The organism is Shimazuella soli, assembly GCF_022511585.1.
Taxonomy (GTDB): Bacteria; Bacillota; Bacilli; order Thermoactinomycetales; family Thermoactinomycetaceae; genus Shimazuella; species Shimazuella soli.
This window is the reverse complement of sequence record NZ_JAKWBN010000001.1, coordinates 689467-706907: the sequence shown is the minus strand read 5'-3', so window position 1 is coordinate 706907 and position 17441 is coordinate 689467. Positions and strand designations below refer to the sequence as shown.

Below are 17441 nucleotides of genomic sequence, written 5' to 3'. Positions count from 1 at the left end.
CTTTCAACTCATAATTATTCACAATTTTGTGATATAAATAATTGAGCCCACTTCAAAGAAAGAGGGCTCGTCTCAATGTTTTTTTATCGCTTTGTTGATCTCATTCACAAACTCTTGCAATTTTTCTTTTTCCCAATAGGAAATATCAATGGTTGTTGCTTGTTTCTTTTTTTCATTATTTATCAAATATAGCTTATAACTTAGTCCTTTTGAGAGACAATACAATCCAGAAATGAGAAAAAAAGAAAACACAAAGATAAATACAAGTCCAACGATAACATCTGTGACCAAACTATTAACTACCATAGTGAGGTAAAAATAAAGAAGCAATATACCTGCAAGAAATGCATACAAACCAAAGCCATACTTCGCCTCTACTTTTGAAATATACTGCAGAGGATATGATTTTTCGTTATATTGTCCAATAGGAATCATCCATAGTAACCTTTTTCTATCTATAACCTGAAGCTGATTGTTGGCTAAACTCATCTTTACCTTTGTCCAAGGAAAAAAAACACTCTTCTTAAACTGGTATTCCACTTTACTATTTTGTTTCATGGATGTAGTAGCGTTCGATTTTTTGGACAACGAAACATCCTCCATTTTTTAATTTCTATTATTTATTATAAGAGTGTTTTAGAAAAAGCGCAAAATTTGCCAAAGCCCTCCTAATACTATATAGGAGCTGCTGAAGAATTTTGTGATTTGTCGTCCCAGCTATCCTGATCGATTACACCATAGTAAGTCGTAAATACCCACTCATCCTCTTCGTCATCAAGAAGAAGGTCATAAAATTTATTCATCACATAATAATCATTATCTGGCAAAGAAATATCTGCATCTATTTCTAGATCTGGTATTTTCTCGTTTAGTTCTAACAGATAATCTTCATCGATCATTCTACCTGTATCCGTAACTTTTAAAAAAACGGTTTTGTATTTCATGATGTACCCCCTACTCCTTTGTAAAAGGAAAATCTCTCTCTACTTTACTTGCGTTTTTTCAATCTCCAAACATATACAAGTATGCCTAAAACCAAAAGGCCAACAATCACTTTCCCTAACAAAGAACCCTTCATCACTTCATTTACTGAGTATACCTCCATAACCAACGCAGGCACCTTTCCGATTGTACTAGCAAAGGCAAATAGTATCCATGAAACACTCCCTAATGCTGCATACAATGTAACCAAACTAGAAGGGATAAATGGTATCAAACGAAGAGAAAGAATGAGGAGGAAAGCTTCTCTCCCTCTTACAGATAAAAGCTGCTGAACCTTTGGATGAGAAGAAACTTTGGCTTCCACAAACTTGCGGAATCCTAAGCGATAGAGCCAAAATGACATCAAAGCTCCCAACGCTTCCCCGATCAAAGATAAGGTAAAACCTCCTGCCAGTCCAAACAGCTTGATATTGATTGCTGTAAGAAAAACACTTGGGATGAAACCAATGATACTGATTATAACATTGATCAAAATGCTAAGTAGGATAGCAAAATCTTTATAAGTATAAAGAAACTGCGCAAACTGCTGCTGCATCTATAATCTCCTTATATCAGCTATACCCTCCATTTTATATAGATTTAAAATAGATAACATCCTTTTTTATAAAAAATTTCATTCTCACTACTCCAGTTATATATAGAAACTTTTTAAACCCGACCGAACTGTTCCACGCCCCCTGACAATGTCAAGGGACGCAGATATGTATAATATTATTCATCTAAAAAATAATCCGTATCAATCTTTTTCACTACATATCTCGCAGTCTCGTGTACCCCAACATTAAAATCGATCATATAATCCGTCAACTGATCCCCATCCACTAAAATAATCTTTTGATTAAGATGTTTGACATAATCGACTGCATCCTTTGTAAAACGAGATGTGGTGATAAACACTCCTTTTTGGGCGGAACGACCGAGAATACTTCCTGCGAATGCCTGTAACTCTGGGCGACCAACGGGGTTACTCCACCGCTTTGCTTGAATATAAATCACATCTAAACCCAGCTTGTCCTCCTTGATCATCCCATCAATCCCACCGTCACGACTTAATCCCAGCTTTTCCTCATGCGCACCGCCATATCCCATCGCAACTAACAAGTTGACCACTAATTTTTCAAAAAAATACGGGCTACAGTCCTTGATTTTGTCGAGGAGATCTTGTTGCAATGCTTTACGAAGTTGTTTATAGCCAGTTTCCAAAACTTCTTCTGGCGTATTGGTCTCTTCTACCTCTGTTTGCATCTCCTCTTCCGAAGTCCGAATTTTCCGTCGAAACTCTGCATATTCAAAATATCTTTCTTTTAAAATTCTAACATTTAGCTTTTTAGGCTTTTCTGCTAGTAAATCTAAACCTCGCTTGGTGATCTGTAATTTTCCCCGCTCTGGACTATCTACCAAAGATGCTTTTATCAGATGGGCTTTTGTCCAGGCGACTCGATTATCAAAACGTTTCGACCCGCTCGATACTTGTTCTTCCCGCTCTTCTGGTGTCAATCGAAACCGTCTGGCCAGCTTCTCTCTTACATCTTTTAACGTATGTACTTTTTGATTGGATAAAGTTCGGAGGAATGGGAGGAAAATGTCTTCAAATTTTGGTATTGCCATCTTTCGACTTCCTTTATGTTTTCTGATAATTATTTATTCCAGTTTACATTTAAATTGAATTTTTGAATTATATTATATAATAAGAAATCCATTAGAAAAAGCGAGCTTGTAATTAGCTCGCTTTTTCTTTACTATAATTTCATTTTTAGCAGCCTATGTTTGCATGAAAGACTCAGCTAACGAGGACCATTTAACTTTCAAGAGACTATACTTTACCTTGCTATCAATTAGTTTCATTTAACTTATAAGCTGGGATGTGTAACATCTGATCAACTGTTACCATTTGATAACCTTTGGAGTTCAAATATTGAATCAGAGCAGGCAGCATCTTTACAGTTGCCGACCGATTTCCGCCACCGCTATGATCTAAAATAATACTTCCATGTTTTAATTCTTTTTTAATGCTATTAAGGATCTGCTCAGGAGTCCTGCCGGGTTTCCAATCAAGTGTATCCACATCCCAATCCACAATTTGAAATCCATCCCTTAGAATAACTTGTTTTTTTCCTTTAATCGCCCCATAAGGAGGACGCATGATAGCTACATCCTTACCTGTTATTTGTTTCAATTGTTGTCTGCAACGATCTATCTCAGATAGTACTTTTTGATTAGATAGTTTTGGTAACAAAGGATGATCCCAAGAATGGTCCGCGATTATATTTCCATCAGCAACGATTTGTTTTACGATATTCGGATATTGTGCTGCTTTTTGACCAATTAAAAAGAACGTGGCATGAACATGATATTTGTTCAGTATTCGCAGTATTGCTGGAGTATAAATATCATCTGGACCATCATCAAAGGTAAGAGCGACCCATTTCTTACTGCGGCTTCCATTAAAATAAACAGAATTTTTCCCATACTGAATCTCTGCTAGAGAAAGTGGCTGCTCATGAAAAGCATCTGCTTTTTGCATATGATTATTAGATAGCATGATTGTTTTTTCTGTTTTAGTAGGGCTTGCTGCTTCTAAATTCATACAACCACTTGAAAGTAAAAGCAGAAATAAACTACTTACAGCTAATAAACTCCGAACCATCGGTTAGATCTCCTATTTTGATATTTTCCGAACTAAGAATATTCTACCAAAAGCTTATTTATAATAATAGTATTATACACAGAAAGTACTTATTCGTCCTGATTCTTTGAAACAGCCAACCATCCAAGATTCTATACTTTTAGACTTCTCCATTTTTCCATCTTTTACATAAGTTTTTTCCTCAACGGCAGTTTCGATCCGCTATTAAACCACCAATGAGAAAACGAATTTTCCTGCTTTTCAGACCTCGTAAATTTTGTCATGTTTTTTTACTAAGTTGCATATCTACTTCCTTTTATTTATGGTAGACTATTCAGAAAAAGGATAAGGATATTTATTTATATGAAAAATTACTTATTAAGAAGTTCACTAATTTCTTTCCTTTTATGTCTATTATTTATTATTATGGTTTCTGGCTTTGGAAGATTTTTGTTCTTTTCTATTTTTCTCTTCATTCCCGCTTCACTCGCTTTAGTCCCTACCATAAAAAGAATGAGTGGAGAAAGTTCCAGATATCATACTCTTCTATCCAAATACCACCTATATTTTGCCATCATCATGGGAGCAGCATTGTTATTTCCGATTGGAAGCGCATTCTGTGAAATATTGTCAATCGTTTGGCTGATCTATTCATTTGCTCTATTTGGTTATGGAATCAGACGGCTTGTGGAACGGGGATATTATGTCATGGAAGAAAATGCGGTTGACACAAGTTTTTTATATGCTTTCATCGGCGGCATTACACTCACTATGTATTGCTTCTCTAGCCATCCGAGCATCACTTATCTTTATCAAGCCGCCACTTTCCATTTTCAGTTTACCGCGGTATTATCTACCCTCTTTATTGGATGGACAGGCAGGATACTTCTGATCGATAAAAAACTTTGTCTTTTGTATCGAGGTGCTGTTATTGGTTTAATAGTCAGCCCTCTGCTCATCGGAATTGGCATGCTCAGCAATTCCTGGCTTCAGAACATAGGGTTATGGATTTATACGTTGTGCATGATAGCATATGGTTATTTTATCTTGTTCCACACCGAGAAAAAGAATTTTATTGCTACTCTCTGCATACAACTATCTGCCATTATATTAATCGCCACCTCCATTTTGTCCGTTATCAATGGTATTTACCAATTGCAAGGACTTACATGGATTCGAACAAACAGTTGGGTCTATTATTATCAAATTCCGATTGTATTTGGATTTGCATTAGGACTTATTGGATGGTATTACCGAAAACCATTAGAAAGACGAAATTTATATCAACTCCCCCAAATCAACATCAATGGAACATGGTTTATCGGTAAAAATTTCTTAAAAGAAAATGGATATGAAGAAGAAATTGTTTCCCATGCTGGTATCTTAACAAAGCTGGAAAGGTACAGAAGAAGCGACCTTATGATTGATCAGCTCCATCCAAAAGTAATCTCTTTTATGGAAAATACATCATTATATGATATTTCTCTTCACGCCCATTGGACCAAAGGGGCTTGGCTCTTTGAAAAATTACATAAAGCATTGTCGAATAAAATTCAACAAGCAAATATCCCCTCTCCTGGCGAGGGAATAAGAAAGTTAGACAGTAAAATCATCAGTATCAATAACCATCACCAATATTGGAATCGAAAACTAAATGCTTGGATTTGTTCTTATCAAGACTCCGATGAAACTTTTATCGCTGGTATTTATTCTGAGCATGAATATGATGGTGAACGGTATGTGCACTTCACTATGCCTGTACCTAACTGCAATCGAGCAACGTTCTATCGACTGGAACATGGTATAAATGGTTCCCTGCAATGCACTTCGGTACCGAGAAGAGGAGGAGATGGTGACGAGGGTCATTATCTCATGACAAAAAACTTTTCTTTCCGTATCCCATTCAACGAAAATCTTATCATTTGGGTTGATGATTATGGAAGATTGCAAATGACTCATCGCTTTTGGTTTTTCGGAGTGAAAGTTCTTAATCTGGAATATGAAATGATTGCAAAATAGCGAAAAAGCGACAACTACATTACGTTGTCGCTTTTTCGCTATTTACGTTTTGGCAAAATTACCAAACACATTAAAAATTAATTTTGTAATTTTTGATTATTTCTAATAAAATATTGCATAATCTTTCTCTATGCTCCTGCACAAAAATATCGTTCGAAAGAAGGAGGGTATAACAATCAGGATTTATTTTTTCTGACAATTTAAATCCTGTATCATATAATATGAATAAAGCCAAAGTAATTTATCTACGTAACAATAACGGAGATCAGCCAGCTTTAGATACCATTTATACCATGGCTCAAAAAGCAAATGCTGGTGATAAACCATGTCTTCGTCTCTTGCCATTAATTCGATTGGGTTTGCGGGATATGGAGAAACACGGGATTCCCGAATGGGATGCATTTCAAGATTATCAATTTGTGACCACAGAATCGAATAGATTTTTAGTTACTCTTAATATCGTCAGACGATTAGATCACAGCCCGCCGCTCTTGGAACTTCAAGTAAATGAAGATCATTTTCCAACGGACAGCAAAAAAGAAAGCTACTTTTTTCGAATGTTGTTTTTTACTCATCAACATAACGGAATACAGTATGTTTGCTGCACCGAATCTATGATGTTGAAATCAAAATCTAGTAAATTATTCACCAAAATGGTAACAAAATCCCTGCAAATGCACGCTGATTTTATTCGTAATCCTATAAAATATATAGGGAGATGATAGAGCGATGAAAAAGCCTACCACTCATCAAGAATTGATGAGTTTTATTGACCAGACGCCAAAGATGAACGAGTTTATGGAAAGTTTCCCTGTACAGATGAGAAACCTTATTTTTGACCGCCGTATCCAACTGGGCTGGACACAAAACCAACTAGCTCAACAAGTAAAAAAAGTAACTGGTCACTCTATTACACAAACAACCATCTCTAGAATCGAGGGTGGAACCCCCGGAATCACAAGTGAAACGTATGATAAAGTGTTGCAAACACTAGGTATGAAAAGAGTGGAAGTAGATTTTGGGGAAAAATCTGATTCCTGAGCAGTGGACAAAGAGCGGCCTAAGGATCAAGGTCGCTCTTTGCTATCTTATTTCAACAATGACAAAGTACTCGTTATTGCATTATCAATAAACGAGCGTTCAGGACGCGATTTCATCAAAACAGTAATCCCGATCAAAGAAACAACTAAGGTTTGCGCTAATGCTTTTGCATCCAAATCTTTGTGGAACTCACCTGATTGAATACCTTTTTGTATCATTTCCTGGAAAAGGACAGAAAGATACATTTGGTGCTCCCTTGTCAAAATCTCAAACTTCTCATCATGCGGGGCAAGTTCTACCATGGTATTGATACAAAAACATCCCTTGTTCTGATTCCCTTGATATTCTCCTTCCACCAAATCCTCAAAAAATAACCGAATTGCATTTTTCACCGACTTGTTATGTTGAAGTTTTGAACGAATATGAGAAATGTGTAATTTTGTATAGTTACGCAGTGCTGCTTCAAACAATTTTTCTTTATCACCAAATGCTGAATAGATGCTAGGCCGCTGCAATTCCATATTTGTAGTCAGATCACTCAATGATGTAGCGTGATAGCCTTTCTTCCAAAAAACCTGCATCGCAGCGTCTAATGCTTTTTCCTCATCAAATTCACGTTTTCGCCCCATCCTATTTCCCTCATTTATTTTCAAATCAGGTTAAGCCTTTTCCCTATTTTTTTAATCAGATATTCAAATACGCGAAAAAATACATACTGATTGGTACAAAAAATTTTAACAAAAATGAACTTTGTTGTCAAGTTAGAGACAAATATACTTCCCTATTCTCCATTTTAATCGCATGCTATCCACTTGACACACAAATCAATATGATTTATTGTTGGGGAATTTTCATACCAATCGGTATGAAAATTAGAAAGGAGAAAGATAATATGTTTGCCAAAAAAATATCAACGAATCGAATGAAGCACAAAGATACAGAGGCAAATCTTTTAACATCCGGTGCCGAATCTGTTATCACACCTTATCGGAAAGTATTATTAGCGATCGCTTGCGGATTAGCTGTTGCAAATATCTATTATGCTCATCCGCTGCTTGATTCGATAGCAAATGATTTTCATATTCATCCCTCCACCATCGGGATGGTGATTACGGTCACTCAAGTCTTTTACGCTGTCGGCCTGATATTCCTTGTCCCGCTCGGGGATTTGATTAACCCTCGTCGTCTTATTCTCAGTCAAATGGTACTAATGTGTGCTACTCTTGTAGTCATCGGCTTCTCCTCTTCTGAAATTATCTTTTTCTTCGGAATCGCTGTCGTTGGGGTACTAGCGACGATTACGCAAACCATCGTTGCATATGCATCCACTCTATCTTCTCCATCGGAACGCGGAAGTATCGTGGGCTTTGTGACTAGTGGAATTGTGATAGGTATTCTATTAGCCAGAACCATTTCCGGTATTATTGCAGATTTAGGAGGGTGGCGTGCAGTCTACTTTACTTCAGCTGTCCTTATGTTTTTGATCGCTATCTTGCTTTCACAAAAACTGCCAAATACAACATATAAACAATCTCCTTTGCCTTATCCGAAGTTATTGCGCTCTGTTCTCTTATTATTTGCTGAGGAAAAAATTCTGCTTATTCGAGGCATTTTAGCCTTATTTATATTCGCTGCCTTTAGTACTTTATGGACTTCCTTGGTGATGCCTCTGAGTGCACCACCGCACTCTCTTTCCCATACGATTATTGGAGCTTTTGGCATCGCTGGAGTAGCTGGAGCTATTGCAGCTGCGAAAGCTGGACAGCTTGCAGATCGAGGATTAGGACAAAGAACCACAGGAATCGCTCTTTTATTATTAGTTTCCTCATGGGTTTTCATCGACCTTTTAAACTACTCTCTATTTGCATTAGTGATTGGTATCATCCTGCTAGACCTCGCAATACAAGCTGTACATGTTACCAACCAAAGTTTTATTTTAGCCCTACGCCCTGAAGCAAGAAGCAGACTTACTGCTGCATACATGACTTTTTATTCCATCGGCAGTGCATTAGGTTCCATATCCTCCACTACTATGTATGATAAATTTGGATGGGATGGTGTCTGTCTTTTGGGAGCTTCTTTTAGTATCATCGCCCTCTTATTTTGGATGATTACACGAAAATCAACGGAATGAATTATAAATTCAAAAATTTATAATTCATTCCTTATACTAGAAAACGCTATTCTTTCTATCTGACTCAAAAAAAGGAAAGAATAGCGTTTTTAAAACAAAAACTTTATAAAAATATCATTCCACTTCTATCTTAAGTTGTTATACAAAACATCACCATCAATCCATAGATTTTGCTTTCCCAGCATAGATATCATAGTTTGTCCCATGAATATAAGTGATCCCTTCGCACATCTCCACTATCTGTGCTCCAAGTAATGTGATCTCTATTCTCTTCCCATCACTGCTTTGAAGAGTGAGTTTACTGATCGGTTTATCCGTTAGAGAAAGCTTATTTTGCGGCTGTTTATCAAAGTAATAATCAATCCTCATCTCTTCTTTCCCCAATGACAACTTCGATCCGCTATAAAGCCGCCAATGCGGGCTGATCTTAAGGAAATCCACGAATTCTCTCACCTTGTCTCTGCAACCTTCTACAATTAGTTTTAGTGCCATTTTTGTTCCCCTTTCTTTTGCTTCCAACCGTAACACTCTACCCAAATATGGAATATTCTAAAAAAATAAATTCCGAAAAACAGATAGAACAATCAAATGAATAGAGTTAAGGCGGACTCATAAACCATCTAAAAACAAGCTGATTGCATTGTACAATATTCAGAAAATAATTTGCAAATTTACCTTTTTTAGAGAAAACATCCATTTTCCTTTCTAAATATAGATACAAACAAACCAAAAGCGAGCAATATCTTCCCAAAAATAAGAATCCAAACTCTAAGATATGGAAGAAAAAGAAGGTTTTTAACAAAAGGTGGCGAAATTTTTTAAAAAAATTTACAATAAAATTGGGTAACCGAATCAGGAGGGTTATCAGCATGTCAAGGCAAATGGGAAATGCACTGCGCGCTATACGCAAAGAAAAAGGCTTACGAATCGCCGATCTTGTGGAAAAAGGTCTCTCTTCCGCTACCATAAGTTTTATCGAGCAAGGCAAGAGTGTCAAAGAAAGCAAACTACATCGTTATTGTGAAAAACTAGGGATTCAACCAGCACAGTTTCCTCATCTCGTGGAACACCAACAAAAATCACATTCGCAACTTCAGATGCACTTATCTTTACTGGAATCCAAAATTCAACTCCATTTGGAAGACAGCTCCCTGCTTGCCGAACTGCGCAAGTTAGAAAAACAAGGAGAAATGCTAAGTACAGTATACTTTCTCAAAGGCTTGTATTATTTTAACCGGAAAAATTGGGATCGTTCCCGCAAGTATTTGGAGAGAGTAGTGGAAACAGCTGCCAAGCAAAAAGATTTTACCTCTAATCTCATCGCTTCTGCTTATAAGGAACTGGCTAGGATTAGTTTTTTTCAGAAAAATGACCTAAAAGCTGCACTACATTATGTTCAGTTGGGGTTAGATGGATATGATTCCAATGGTGAAAGAGCCGAAATTAAGTTTTTCTTGATGATTGGAAAAGTGATATATCTCGAAAAATTAAATCGGATTGATGATGCCTTACATACCTTAGATATACTGTGGGACGAGTATGCTGAGCTCTCTGGTTTAGAAGTACTTTTAAATATGTACGAAATCAAAGCATCTTTATTAAACCGAAAAAAAGACTTTAATAAAGCAATAAAATATGCTGTCGAAGGTTACAGGTTAGCTAGTAAAAATAAAAGTTATCGAAGAGCTGTAGAGCTTCTTACCACTTGGGGTAACATTTTAACTAATCTAGAAGACTATAGAAATGCAGAGCAAATATATTTACTAGCTCTTGAATTCAAAATCAAAAAGAAAATCGAAGGAAATAACTTGTTTGTTTCCACTTACACACACCTTGGGTTACTTTATAGTAAACAAAAACAAGTAGAAAAAGCGAGAGATTACTTTGAAAAAGCAATAAAAGAAGGAAAACAATCAAAAGATGCACCAAGATATTGCTTTGCTTTGATGTCATTTGCTGATTTTGAATCAAACCAACGTAAATTCCCAAGTGCCGTTCTTTACTATGAAGAAGCAAAAAATCTTGCAAAAGATTATCATTTAGAAAACTATCTTGAAGTAATCCTCGTACATTTGGCAGATTGTTGGAAAAAAGCTGGTGAGAAGGATAGATATATCCGCTCACTAGAAGAAGTACAAAAACTGTTATTACTTAAAGGAGGGGAAAACATTGGATAGTGAACCTCCATAACTAAATGAAAAAAGTTAACTAAGCCATTCAGAACACAACGAAATGTCTGATGGCTTTCTTTATTTTGTCTGACCTAATTTGCTTTTTTCTGCTTTGGCGTCGCTCTCATCGTATAATCATGTATTTGTTGCATCGTCTGGGCTATATTCTCCTTACATAAATCCTTATAAGTAAACCTCATCACTTTCCAGCCGACACGTTTCATATAAGCATCTCGATTTCGATCATGCAGACGTGCTTTTTCACTTGAGTGATATGGATACCCATCACATTCCAGTGCTAACTTATGTTTTGGAATCGCAAAGTCAATCCAGTATGGTCCTAAGGGATGTTGTGGTGCAATTTGCCCTTTGTAGAAATACCGCAGCTCATAGTAAAGCATCCTCTCCAGCGGGCTGTCGGTTTGAAACATCAGCATATCAAGCGAAGGAGCATGTCCCAGCTTCCATTGCTCGTATAAAAATCTTACTGCTAAAAACGGGTAAAAGGGAATTTTCATTTTACTTTTCACAGAACGCTTGAATTCAATATACTTTCTTCGTATAACTCTATACTTTTTATACACTTTACTCTCTTTATTCAATTAAATGTTACACCTCCTTATCTCATAATACTATATATTCGGTCTATTTTTATGTTAAATGACAAGGATTCAGTATAAAAAAGGATATATTAATCAATAAAATTAGATTTATAAAATATATGATAAAATAAATTAATATTATCAATTTGAATATTGATATATTTAATGAGTAGTTATATAATGCGATTAAGAAAGGAGAACCGATGTGGAAGATAAGTATGGAAATGAAGTAATTATTCAGTTATGAGGACGACTCACGGAACCATGATGTTGATGGTTTTGCGATGATCTGCTACATCAGATTCAAGGGTAAACCTGGACCAATAAAAGAAAAGAACATTGGTAAACATAGAACTAATGAAAAAGCAAAGAGAGGGAAACAAATGCAAAATTTTATATCGGAAAATTATATAAATTCTGAAATCGATAGAATAAAGGAAAAATTCATAATGAGACAAAACAACAAAGGGTTCTCCAGAACAGGACTACAAAAAATCCGCAACGTGCTGGCACGGCATGTCGATTCAGGGAAGATTCCAGGTCTCGTCGCCCTAGTCAGCCGAAACGGTGAGACACACGTCGAAGCGCTTGGCACGATGCGCCATGATGGTGGCACTCCGATGCGTCGGGATACGATCTTCCGGATGGCGTCGACGTCCAAGCCGGTTACGATGGCGGCGATGATGATCCTACTCGATGAGTGCAAGCTGCGGCTGGACAACCCGGTGGATGAGTGGCTGCCGGAACTAGCCAACCGGCAGGTGCTGAAACGGCCCGATGGTCCGCTAGACGAGACTGTGCCGGCACGGCGTCCGATCACCGTACGAGACCTGTTGACCTCCACATTTGGGCTTGGAATGGATTTCGAGTTGATGAGCTCCCCGATCAGAGCCGCGATCTTCGAGAAAACAGACTTAAGCGTGGCGTCCGGACCGGCACCCGATCCAGACGAGTGGATGCGTCGCCTTGGGGAGCTGCCTCTGTCGTACCAGCCCGGAGAGCGATGGCAGTATGACCTCAGCAACGAGGTACTCTGCGTGCTTGTCGCTAGGGTCACGGGGCAGCCATTGGAAACGTTCCTGCGCGAACGCATCCTCGATCCGCTGGGGATGAAAGACACCGGTTTCCATGTGCCCAGCAGCAAAATCGATCGACTGCCGCCCCTCTACGGACCCGACCCGCAGACTGGAGAGTTCCTTATTTGGGACGAGGCAGCAGGCGGAAGAGCAAGTCAGCCTCCGGCGTTCCAAGGATGTGCGCTGGTCTCCACTGTCGACGACTATCACGCCTTCTTTCAAATGTTGTTGAATAACGGGATGCACGGAAGCGAACGAATTTTGTCCCAACCAGCAGTCGAGCTGATGACCACCAATTGCCTCACATCTAAGCAACAAGCTGCACGGGACACTATGTATAGAAACATCGCCCACCTAACGTCCGGCCAGGGTTTACAGGGCGGATGGGGCTTTGGAATGGCGGTGCGCACCTATCGCGGTGACTACGCGCCTATCGGTCAGTTCGGCTGGGACGGCGGTACCGGCACCACTGTCTACGCAGACAGGGTCAACCAACTCACCGGAATTCTGCTAACTCAGGTCGGGTTTTCTACCCTGGATTCCATGCATCTTATCAATGACTTCTGGAGCACGGTCTATCAGGCAATCGAAGACTAATGCGGAATGAGTTAGAATCATGCTCAATAAAAATGACTTTCTTCTTCACTGTATAATGTAAAATCTAAACCTTCAAATGTTATTAATGAAGGTTTAGATTTGAAAATCAGGACAGCAAATCAGATGTCGTTCATCCGATTAACAACAAAATTAATCAAATGAATAAAAATAATTAAATATATCAATTTTAATATTGATATTATCAATATTACGTTATATAATGTGAATAAGAAAGGAGAACCGATATGGCATTTCCAATGATTACTACTTGCCCGGTTTGCAGTCAGCAGCTGCAAATCACACGTCTACAGTGTACACACTGTCACACTACGATCGAAAATGAATTTCAGCTTTCCAAATTAGCTACCTTAGCAAAAGAACAGCTTCACTTTATTGAAATCTTTTTAACCTGCCGCGGCAATATCAAAGAAGTGGAAAAAGCGTTAGGTATTTCCTACCCTACCGTCCGTGGAAAATTGGATGAAATTATAGCGGTTTTAGGACATTCACCACAAAAGAAACAAGATGATGTAAACAAAAAAGAAATCGTCTCTTTACTGGAAAAAGGGGATATCAGCCCAGAAGAAGCAGTGGAGATGTTAAAAAAAGGATAGGAGTGAGCCAAGATGAAAGAAGAGATCGCTAAAATATTGACAATGGTACAAGAGGAGAAAATCACAGCGGAAAAAGGTGCCGAACTGATCGAATTGCTAAAGGATGAAAAACCTTCAAACGCTTCGTCTCATGCAAGCTATTTGAAAAAAATGCTGAGAATCAGAGTCAATTCTGCTGAGGGGGACAAAGTGAACATCAACATACCGCTTAATCTTGTGAAAACAATACTAAAAGCAGGTCATCATATCGCAGAAAAATTCCCCGAGTCCGAAAAATATGTGAAAGAGATCGATATGGATTTGTTAATCCATGCCATAGAAAACGAAGCAGAAGGACAAATTGTAGATATTACCTCTGCGAATAATGACACTGTGCTAGTTGTAATCGAATAATGATAAAGGTAGTCATTCGAGCGGAAAAAAAACGCTATACCATCCCTCTCCCATATTCCACATTGCATCTATTAAGCTTGGTTCTTTGCAGCAAATGGCTTTGGAGAGCGATAAACAAAGGAACAAAAAACATCACCTTCCCTATTCCTTTGTTGGACAAGCAGACTCTTCAGCCTGTCCTCTCCGAACTAAAGAAATATAAGGGTGTAACAATAGTCGATATCGAAGATAAAGATGGGAATGGAGTAGTCATTCGCTTATAGGAGCGATTTTCGGAAGAACAATCAAGTAAGATACAGCAGGCAGCCAACATAAAACTGTACCCTTCATACGATAAGGTACAGTTTATTGCCGTTCATTTGTGTCATTTCAAGTGTTGGCAGTTTACAACAGTTGTCTGTTTGATAAAGATACATTCCGTTCCATTTCATTTATGTTTTATTTAAACTCCCCTTGTTTATAAAACGCCACAACAGCTTCAGCCATCTCAACAATTTTATCATGTAATTCTCTAGGCTCCAGTACTTTCATTTGATTTGCAAACCCTAATATATACCCCTTTGCTTCCTCTTCGGTGTTGAAGGAAAGCTTCACAGATATCCAACCATCCTCATTTCTATCTTCCCTTTCCACCATTTGCACAAATCGATCGGTAAATGTCAGTCTCGGTAAGATAGACGGACTGACCGCCACCCGCACTTCATATTTTGGCAAGTTTTCTACAAAGTCTTTTACGGCATCCCTCCAATACCCCGCTAGATCAAAGTCTTTTGGTCTTTCAAATGTTTCCTTTACAGGTTTCGCTGCTTGAATCCGTGATGCTCGGTAAGTTCGAATCTCATCATTATCTTTAGAAGCGATAAAGTACCACCGGTTCCCTTTGGCTACCAATCCCAAGGGTTTTACAAGCAAAATACTCGTTTTTCCGTCTGCCCTCTGATAATGTAATTCTAATTTATTTTCTTTCCATATCGCGTTTTTCAGGACTTCAAATGACTCGATTTTTTCTCGCTGCTGCCGCCATGTACTTGTATCCACATGAATTCGATTCCATACCTCATTGGCACTTTCTCGATAACGAAAAGGCAGCGAGGCAATAAGTTTGTTTCTGGCTTCATGAGAAGAATGAGTTAAACCCAGATCGTCAAGCAATTGTACCGATGGGGAAACAAGTAAGGCTTGTATTTCGGACTCTTTTAAGCCTGTTAAATTTGTCTGGTAACCTTCTAGTAATGACCAGCCGCCATTTTTGCCACGCTCTGCAAAAACAGGAATACCCGTTCCGCTTAAGGCCTCCATATCTCGGTAAATCGTTCGTTCGGAAACCTCTAATCGCTCTGCTAATTCTCTGGCTGTCATTTGGCCTTGTGACTGCAATAACAAAAGAATAGATATCAGTCGATCGCCTCTCATACTACTCTCCTTTTTATAGAGATGAAGTGTATATATTTAATGAAATATGACACAAGTTGTCAAGAATTCTTCGTTATGATGAAGCTATCTCACTTGAAAGGATTGACTACATGAAGCCATTAGAGGGAAAGATTGCTCTTGTAACAGGAGGAAGCAGAGGAGCAGGGCGCAGTATTGCTGTCGAATTAGGGAAAGCGGGAGCAACCGTCTATGTTACGGGACGCAGTAGCAAAGGATCTTCCACAAACAACTGGCCTGGAACAATTGATGATACCGTCTCCCAAATAGAAGAAGCAGGCGGGAAAGGGATCGCTGTTCGTTGTGATCATACCAATGACGCAGAAACAGAAGCAGTGATAAACCAAATTCGCAGCGAACAAGGCAAGCTCGATATCTTAGTGAATAACGTATGGGGCGGACACGATCTTTGGAGTGATGCAAAGGCCAAACCTTTTTGGGATTTTTCATTAAAACAATGGGATACCATGTTTACTGCCGGCGTTCGCGCGCAACTTGCAACCAATTATTTTGCAATTCCATTACTCCGTGAGCAGCAACATGGACTCATTGTCCATACGACTTTTTGGGATCAAGATAAATACACTGGAACCTTTTATTACGATCTAGCCAAAAACGCACTAACCCGCATGGCGTACGGCTTGTCTATCGAACTAAAACAAGATCATATCCCTGTAGTGGCTGTTTCACCGGGATGGATGAGAACAGAACTCGTACTATTAGGCTTTCAAACGGATGAACAGCACTGGCAGGAAATCGATGCATTGAAAAATACAGAAAGCCCTCATTATATCGGACGTGCTATCACAGCCTTAGCAAATGATCCAAAAATCATGGACAAGAGCGGGCAAGTGTTAAAGGTTGGCGATCTAGCAAAGGAATATGGATTTACGGACATCGACGGCCGGTACATTCCTCCATTTACTATATAGTCGCTATTTTACGCATTACTCTCTCAAAAGAAAGTTTAATAACAAAAAAGCAGCCTTTGTATGGGTAATAGTGCAAAGGTTGCTAATTACATTGTAAACCAATATATTCCAATAGATTTCTTGACAGTAATCTCTGCTTCTTATAAAATTAGTGTGGACGGTGATCAGGTCGCGTGCGACGTGACCGATCCCCCGTCAAATATGTGTTAACCTACGAATATACGGGTTACTAGCTGCCAGGCCTGAACCGCGTATTCGTAGGGGATGGATAAGATCGTATCGACTGGAAACAGCGGTGCGATCTTATTTATTGTTTGGGTAGAACCGTTTTCGATTGCTTTCCCAACAATGGTTGTCAGGATCATCGTTCCAACCCAATGTAACACTAATTTCCACCATTTACCATAGTTCGCTTTTGCTAATGCGTCCTCGGCTTTGATGGCCCGGTTTTCCCACTCATTTGTTGCTGCTTGCTGCTGTTGGAACTCGACTTTTGTTGCAGCGAGTTCCTGTGCAGTCAATTGCAATTGAGCCTCGGCTTCAAGTGCCCGATTCTCCCACTCATTCTTATCAGCGAGCAGTGAGTCGATTTTGGCATCTTTCGCCTCGATCGTTTTTACCAGGTGTGTTATTCCCTCTACTTCTTGACATGACTGTTGGTCAACAACTTTCGTTTGTTTTTCCATACATTATTTCCCCCTTTTAATAAAGGGAGATCAGTCACGTCGCACACGGCCAGATGCTTGGCACACTGGCTACCGTCCACAGTGTCTACCCTAGGTAGACGAAAAGTTAAATGTTGT

At 38.7% G+C, this 17441-nt stretch carries 20 protein-coding genes; 10 read left to right on the top strand and 10 right to left on the bottom strand.

The genetic code is table 11. The annotated features are described in order from the left end of the window. Positions 1 to 72: 72 nt before the first annotated feature. From MK805_RS03810 to MK805_RS03790, 5 genes are all read right to left on the bottom strand, one after another. Positions 73 to 588 carry a hypothetical protein gene (locus tag MK805_RS03810; protein WP_240873864.1) on the bottom strand — a complete coding sequence of 172 codons (516 nt, stop codon included), beginning with the start codon at positions 586 to 588 and terminating at the stop codon, positions 73 to 75. 86 nt (positions 589 to 674) lie between these two features. Further along, on the bottom strand, positions 675 to 944 hold the full coding sequence (locus MK805_RS03805) for a hypothetical protein (RefSeq protein ID WP_240873863.1): 270 nt from the start codon (positions 942 to 944) through the stop codon (positions 675 to 677). 44 nt (positions 945 to 988) lie between these two features. Next, on the bottom strand, positions 989 to 1537 hold the full coding sequence (locus tag MK805_RS03800; protein ID WP_240873862.1) for a TVP38/TMEM64 family protein: 549 nt from the start codon (positions 1535 to 1537) through the stop codon (positions 989 to 991). Positions 1538 to 1713: 176 nt separating this feature from the next. Continuing rightward, complete coding sequence (locus MK805_RS03795) at positions 1714 to 2610, bottom strand: restriction endonuclease (protein WP_240873861.1); 897 nt, start codon at positions 2608 to 2610, stop codon at positions 1714 to 1716. A gap of 223 nt (positions 2611 to 2833) precedes the next feature. Then, entirely contained in the window at positions 2834 to 3649 is an 816-nt protein-coding gene (locus tag MK805_RS03790; RefSeq protein ID WP_240873860.1) for a polysaccharide deacetylase family protein, read from the bottom strand. Between the two features lie 342 nt (positions 3650 to 3991). Between MK805_RS03790 and MK805_RS03785 the strand changes: the two genes are divergently transcribed. The 3 genes from MK805_RS03785 to MK805_RS03775 all read left to right on the top strand — a co-directional run bounded on the left by MK805_RS03785 (position 3992) and on the right by MK805_RS03775 (position 6688). Then, on the top strand, positions 3992 to 5647 hold the full coding sequence (locus MK805_RS03785; protein ID WP_338057473.1) for a YndJ family transporter: 1656 nt from the start codon (positions 3992 to 3994) through the stop codon (positions 5645 to 5647). Positions 5648 to 5868: 221 nt separating this feature from the next. Beyond that, positions 5869 to 6369, top strand: a complete 501-nt coding sequence (locus MK805_RS03780; RefSeq protein WP_240873859.1) for a hypothetical protein — start codon at positions 5869 to 5871, stop codon at positions 6367 to 6369. 7 nt (positions 6370 to 6376) lie between these two features. Further along, complete coding sequence (locus MK805_RS03775) at positions 6377 to 6688, top strand: helix-turn-helix domain-containing protein (RefSeq protein ID WP_240873858.1); 312 nt, start codon at positions 6377 to 6379, stop codon at positions 6686 to 6688. Positions 6689 to 6735: 47 nt separating this feature from the next. Here MK805_RS03775 and MK805_RS03770 read toward each other — a convergent pair whose 3' ends face one another. Then, positions 6736 to 7317 carry a TetR/AcrR family transcriptional regulator gene (locus MK805_RS03770; RefSeq protein WP_240873857.1) on the bottom strand — a complete coding sequence of 194 codons (582 nt, stop codon included), beginning with the start codon at positions 7315 to 7317 and terminating at the stop codon, positions 6736 to 6738. 293 nt (positions 7318 to 7610) lie between these two features. Here MK805_RS03770 and MK805_RS03765 point away from each other — a divergent pair, with 293 nt between their 5' ends. After that, complete coding sequence (locus MK805_RS03765) at positions 7611 to 8822, top strand: MFS transporter (protein WP_420833050.1); 1212 nt, start codon at positions 7611 to 7613, stop codon at positions 8820 to 8822. 156 nt (positions 8823 to 8978) lie between these two features. On the opposite strand, the gene MK805_RS03760 is transcribed toward MK805_RS03765, so the two are convergent. Continuing rightward, a complete protein-coding gene (locus MK805_RS03760; protein WP_240873855.1) occupies positions 8979 to 9314 on the bottom strand; it encodes a hypothetical protein in 336 nt (111 codons plus the stop codon). A gap of 377 nt (positions 9315 to 9691) precedes the next feature. Between MK805_RS03760 and MK805_RS03755 the strand changes: the two genes are divergently transcribed. Next, positions 9692 to 10999 carry a helix-turn-helix domain-containing protein gene (locus tag MK805_RS03755; RefSeq protein WP_240873854.1) on the top strand — a complete coding sequence of 436 codons (1308 nt, stop codon included), beginning with the start codon at positions 9692 to 9694 and terminating at the stop codon, positions 10997 to 10999. An 86-nt stretch (positions 11000 to 11085) separates the two neighbouring features. Here the strand turns inward: MK805_RS03755 and MK805_RS03750 are convergent, their stop codons facing one another. Beyond that, positions 11086 to 11595, bottom strand: coding sequence for an endonuclease domain-containing protein (locus tag MK805_RS03750; protein ID WP_240873853.1), 510 nt, complete (start codon positions 11593 to 11595; stop codon positions 11086 to 11088). 449 nt (positions 11596 to 12044) lie between these two features. Between MK805_RS03750 and MK805_RS03745 the strand changes: the two genes are divergently transcribed. The 4 genes from MK805_RS03745 to MK805_RS03730 all read left to right on the top strand — a co-directional run bounded on the left by MK805_RS03745 (position 12045) and on the right by MK805_RS03730 (position 14538). Further along, positions 12045 to 13268, top strand: coding sequence for a serine hydrolase domain-containing protein (locus MK805_RS03745; protein ID WP_240874271.1), 1224 nt, complete (start codon positions 12045 to 12047; stop codon positions 13266 to 13268). Positions 13269 to 13513: 245 nt separating this feature from the next. Next, on the top strand, positions 13514 to 13882 hold the full coding sequence (locus MK805_RS03740) for a DUF2089 domain-containing protein (protein WP_240873852.1): 369 nt from the start codon (positions 13514 to 13516) through the stop codon (positions 13880 to 13882). Positions 13883 to 13894: 12 nt separating this feature from the next. Further along, positions 13895 to 14275 (top strand): SHOCT-like domain-containing protein, encoded by a 381-nt coding sequence (locus MK805_RS03735; protein WP_240873851.1) that lies wholly within the window; start codon positions 13895 to 13897, stop codon positions 14273 to 14275. Positions 14276 to 14337: 62 nt separating this feature from the next. Beyond that, positions 14338 to 14538 carry a hypothetical protein gene (locus MK805_RS03730; protein WP_240873850.1) on the top strand — a complete coding sequence of 67 codons (201 nt, stop codon included), beginning with the start codon at positions 14338 to 14340 and terminating at the stop codon, positions 14536 to 14538. 175 nt (positions 14539 to 14713) lie between these two features. Here the strand turns inward: MK805_RS03730 and MK805_RS03725 are convergent, their stop codons facing one another. Further along, positions 14714 to 15688 (bottom strand): helix-turn-helix transcriptional regulator, encoded by a 975-nt coding sequence (locus tag MK805_RS03725; protein ID WP_240873849.1) that lies wholly within the window; start codon positions 15686 to 15688, stop codon positions 14714 to 14716. A gap of 110 nt (positions 15689 to 15798) precedes the next feature. On the opposite strand from MK805_RS03725, the gene MK805_RS03720 reads away from it, so the two are divergent. Beyond that, positions 15799 to 16638 (top strand): SDR family NAD(P)-dependent oxidoreductase, encoded by an 840-nt coding sequence (locus MK805_RS03720; RefSeq protein WP_338057479.1) that lies wholly within the window; start codon positions 15799 to 15801, stop codon positions 16636 to 16638. 206 nt (positions 16639 to 16844) lie between these two features. Here MK805_RS03720 and MK805_RS03715 read toward each other — a convergent pair whose 3' ends face one another. Further along, a complete protein-coding gene (locus MK805_RS03715; RefSeq protein WP_240873847.1) occupies positions 16845 to 17324 on the bottom strand; it encodes a phosphonate C-P lyase system protein PhnG in 480 nt (159 codons plus the stop codon). Positions 17325 to 17441: the final 117 nt, after the last annotated feature.

Coding starts and splice junctions, on each gene's coding strand:
- MK805_RS03805 (WP_240873863.1), bottom strand. CDS start 944: ATGAAATACAAAACCGTTTTTTTAAAAGTTACGGATACAGGTAGAATG.
- MK805_RS03800 (WP_240873862.1), bottom strand. CDS start 1,537: ATGCAGCAGCAGTTTGCGCAGTTTCTTTATACTTATAAAGATTTTGCT.
- MK805_RS03795 (WP_240873861.1), bottom strand. CDS start 2,610: ATGGCAATACCAAAATTTGAAGACATTTTCCTCCCATTCCTCCGAACT.
- MK805_RS03790 (WP_240873860.1), bottom strand. CDS start 3,649: ATGGTTCGGAGTTTATTAGCTGTAAGTAGTTTATTTCTGCTTTTACTT.
- MK805_RS03785 (WP_338057473.1), top strand. CDS start 3,992: ATGAAAAATTACTTATTAAGAAGTTCACTAATTTCTTTCCTTTTATGT.
- MK805_RS03780 (WP_240873859.1), top strand. CDS start 5,869: ATGAATAAAGCCAAAGTAATTTATCTACGTAACAATAACGGAGATCAG.
- MK805_RS03775 (WP_240873858.1), top strand. CDS start 6,377: ATGAAAAAGCCTACCACTCATCAAGAATTGATGAGTTTTATTGACCAG.
- MK805_RS03770 (WP_240873857.1), bottom strand. CDS start 7,317: ATGGGGCGAAAACGTGAATTTGATGAGGAAAAAGCATTAGACGCTGCG.
- MK805_RS03765 (WP_420833050.1), top strand. CDS start 7,611: ATGAAGCACAAAGATACAGAGGCAAATCTTTTAACATCCGGTGCCGAA.
- MK805_RS03760 (WP_240873855.1), bottom strand. CDS start 9,314: ATGGCACTAAAACTAATTGTAGAAGGTTGCAGAGACAAGGTGAGAGAA.
- MK805_RS03755 (WP_240873854.1), top strand. CDS start 9,692: ATGTCAAGGCAAATGGGAAATGCACTGCGCGCTATACGCAAAGAAAAA.
- MK805_RS03745 (WP_240874271.1), top strand. CDS start 12,045: ATGAGACAAAACAACAAAGGGTTCTCCAGAACAGGACTACAAAAAATC.
- MK805_RS03740 (WP_240873852.1), top strand. CDS start 13,514: ATGGCATTTCCAATGATTACTACTTGCCCGGTTTGCAGTCAGCAGCTG.
- MK805_RS03735 (WP_240873851.1), top strand. CDS start 13,895: ATGAAAGAAGAGATCGCTAAAATATTGACAATGGTACAAGAGGAGAAA.
- MK805_RS03725 (WP_240873849.1), bottom strand. CDS start 15,688: ATGAGAGGCGATCGACTGATATCTATTCTTTTGTTATTGCAGTCACAA.
- MK805_RS03720 (WP_338057479.1), top strand. CDS start 15,799: ATGAAGCCATTAGAGGGAAAGATTGCTCTTGTAACAGGAGGAAGCAGA.
- MK805_RS03715 (WP_240873847.1), bottom strand. CDS start 17,324: ATGGAAAAACAAACGAAAGTTGTTGACCAACAGTCATGTCAAGAAGTA.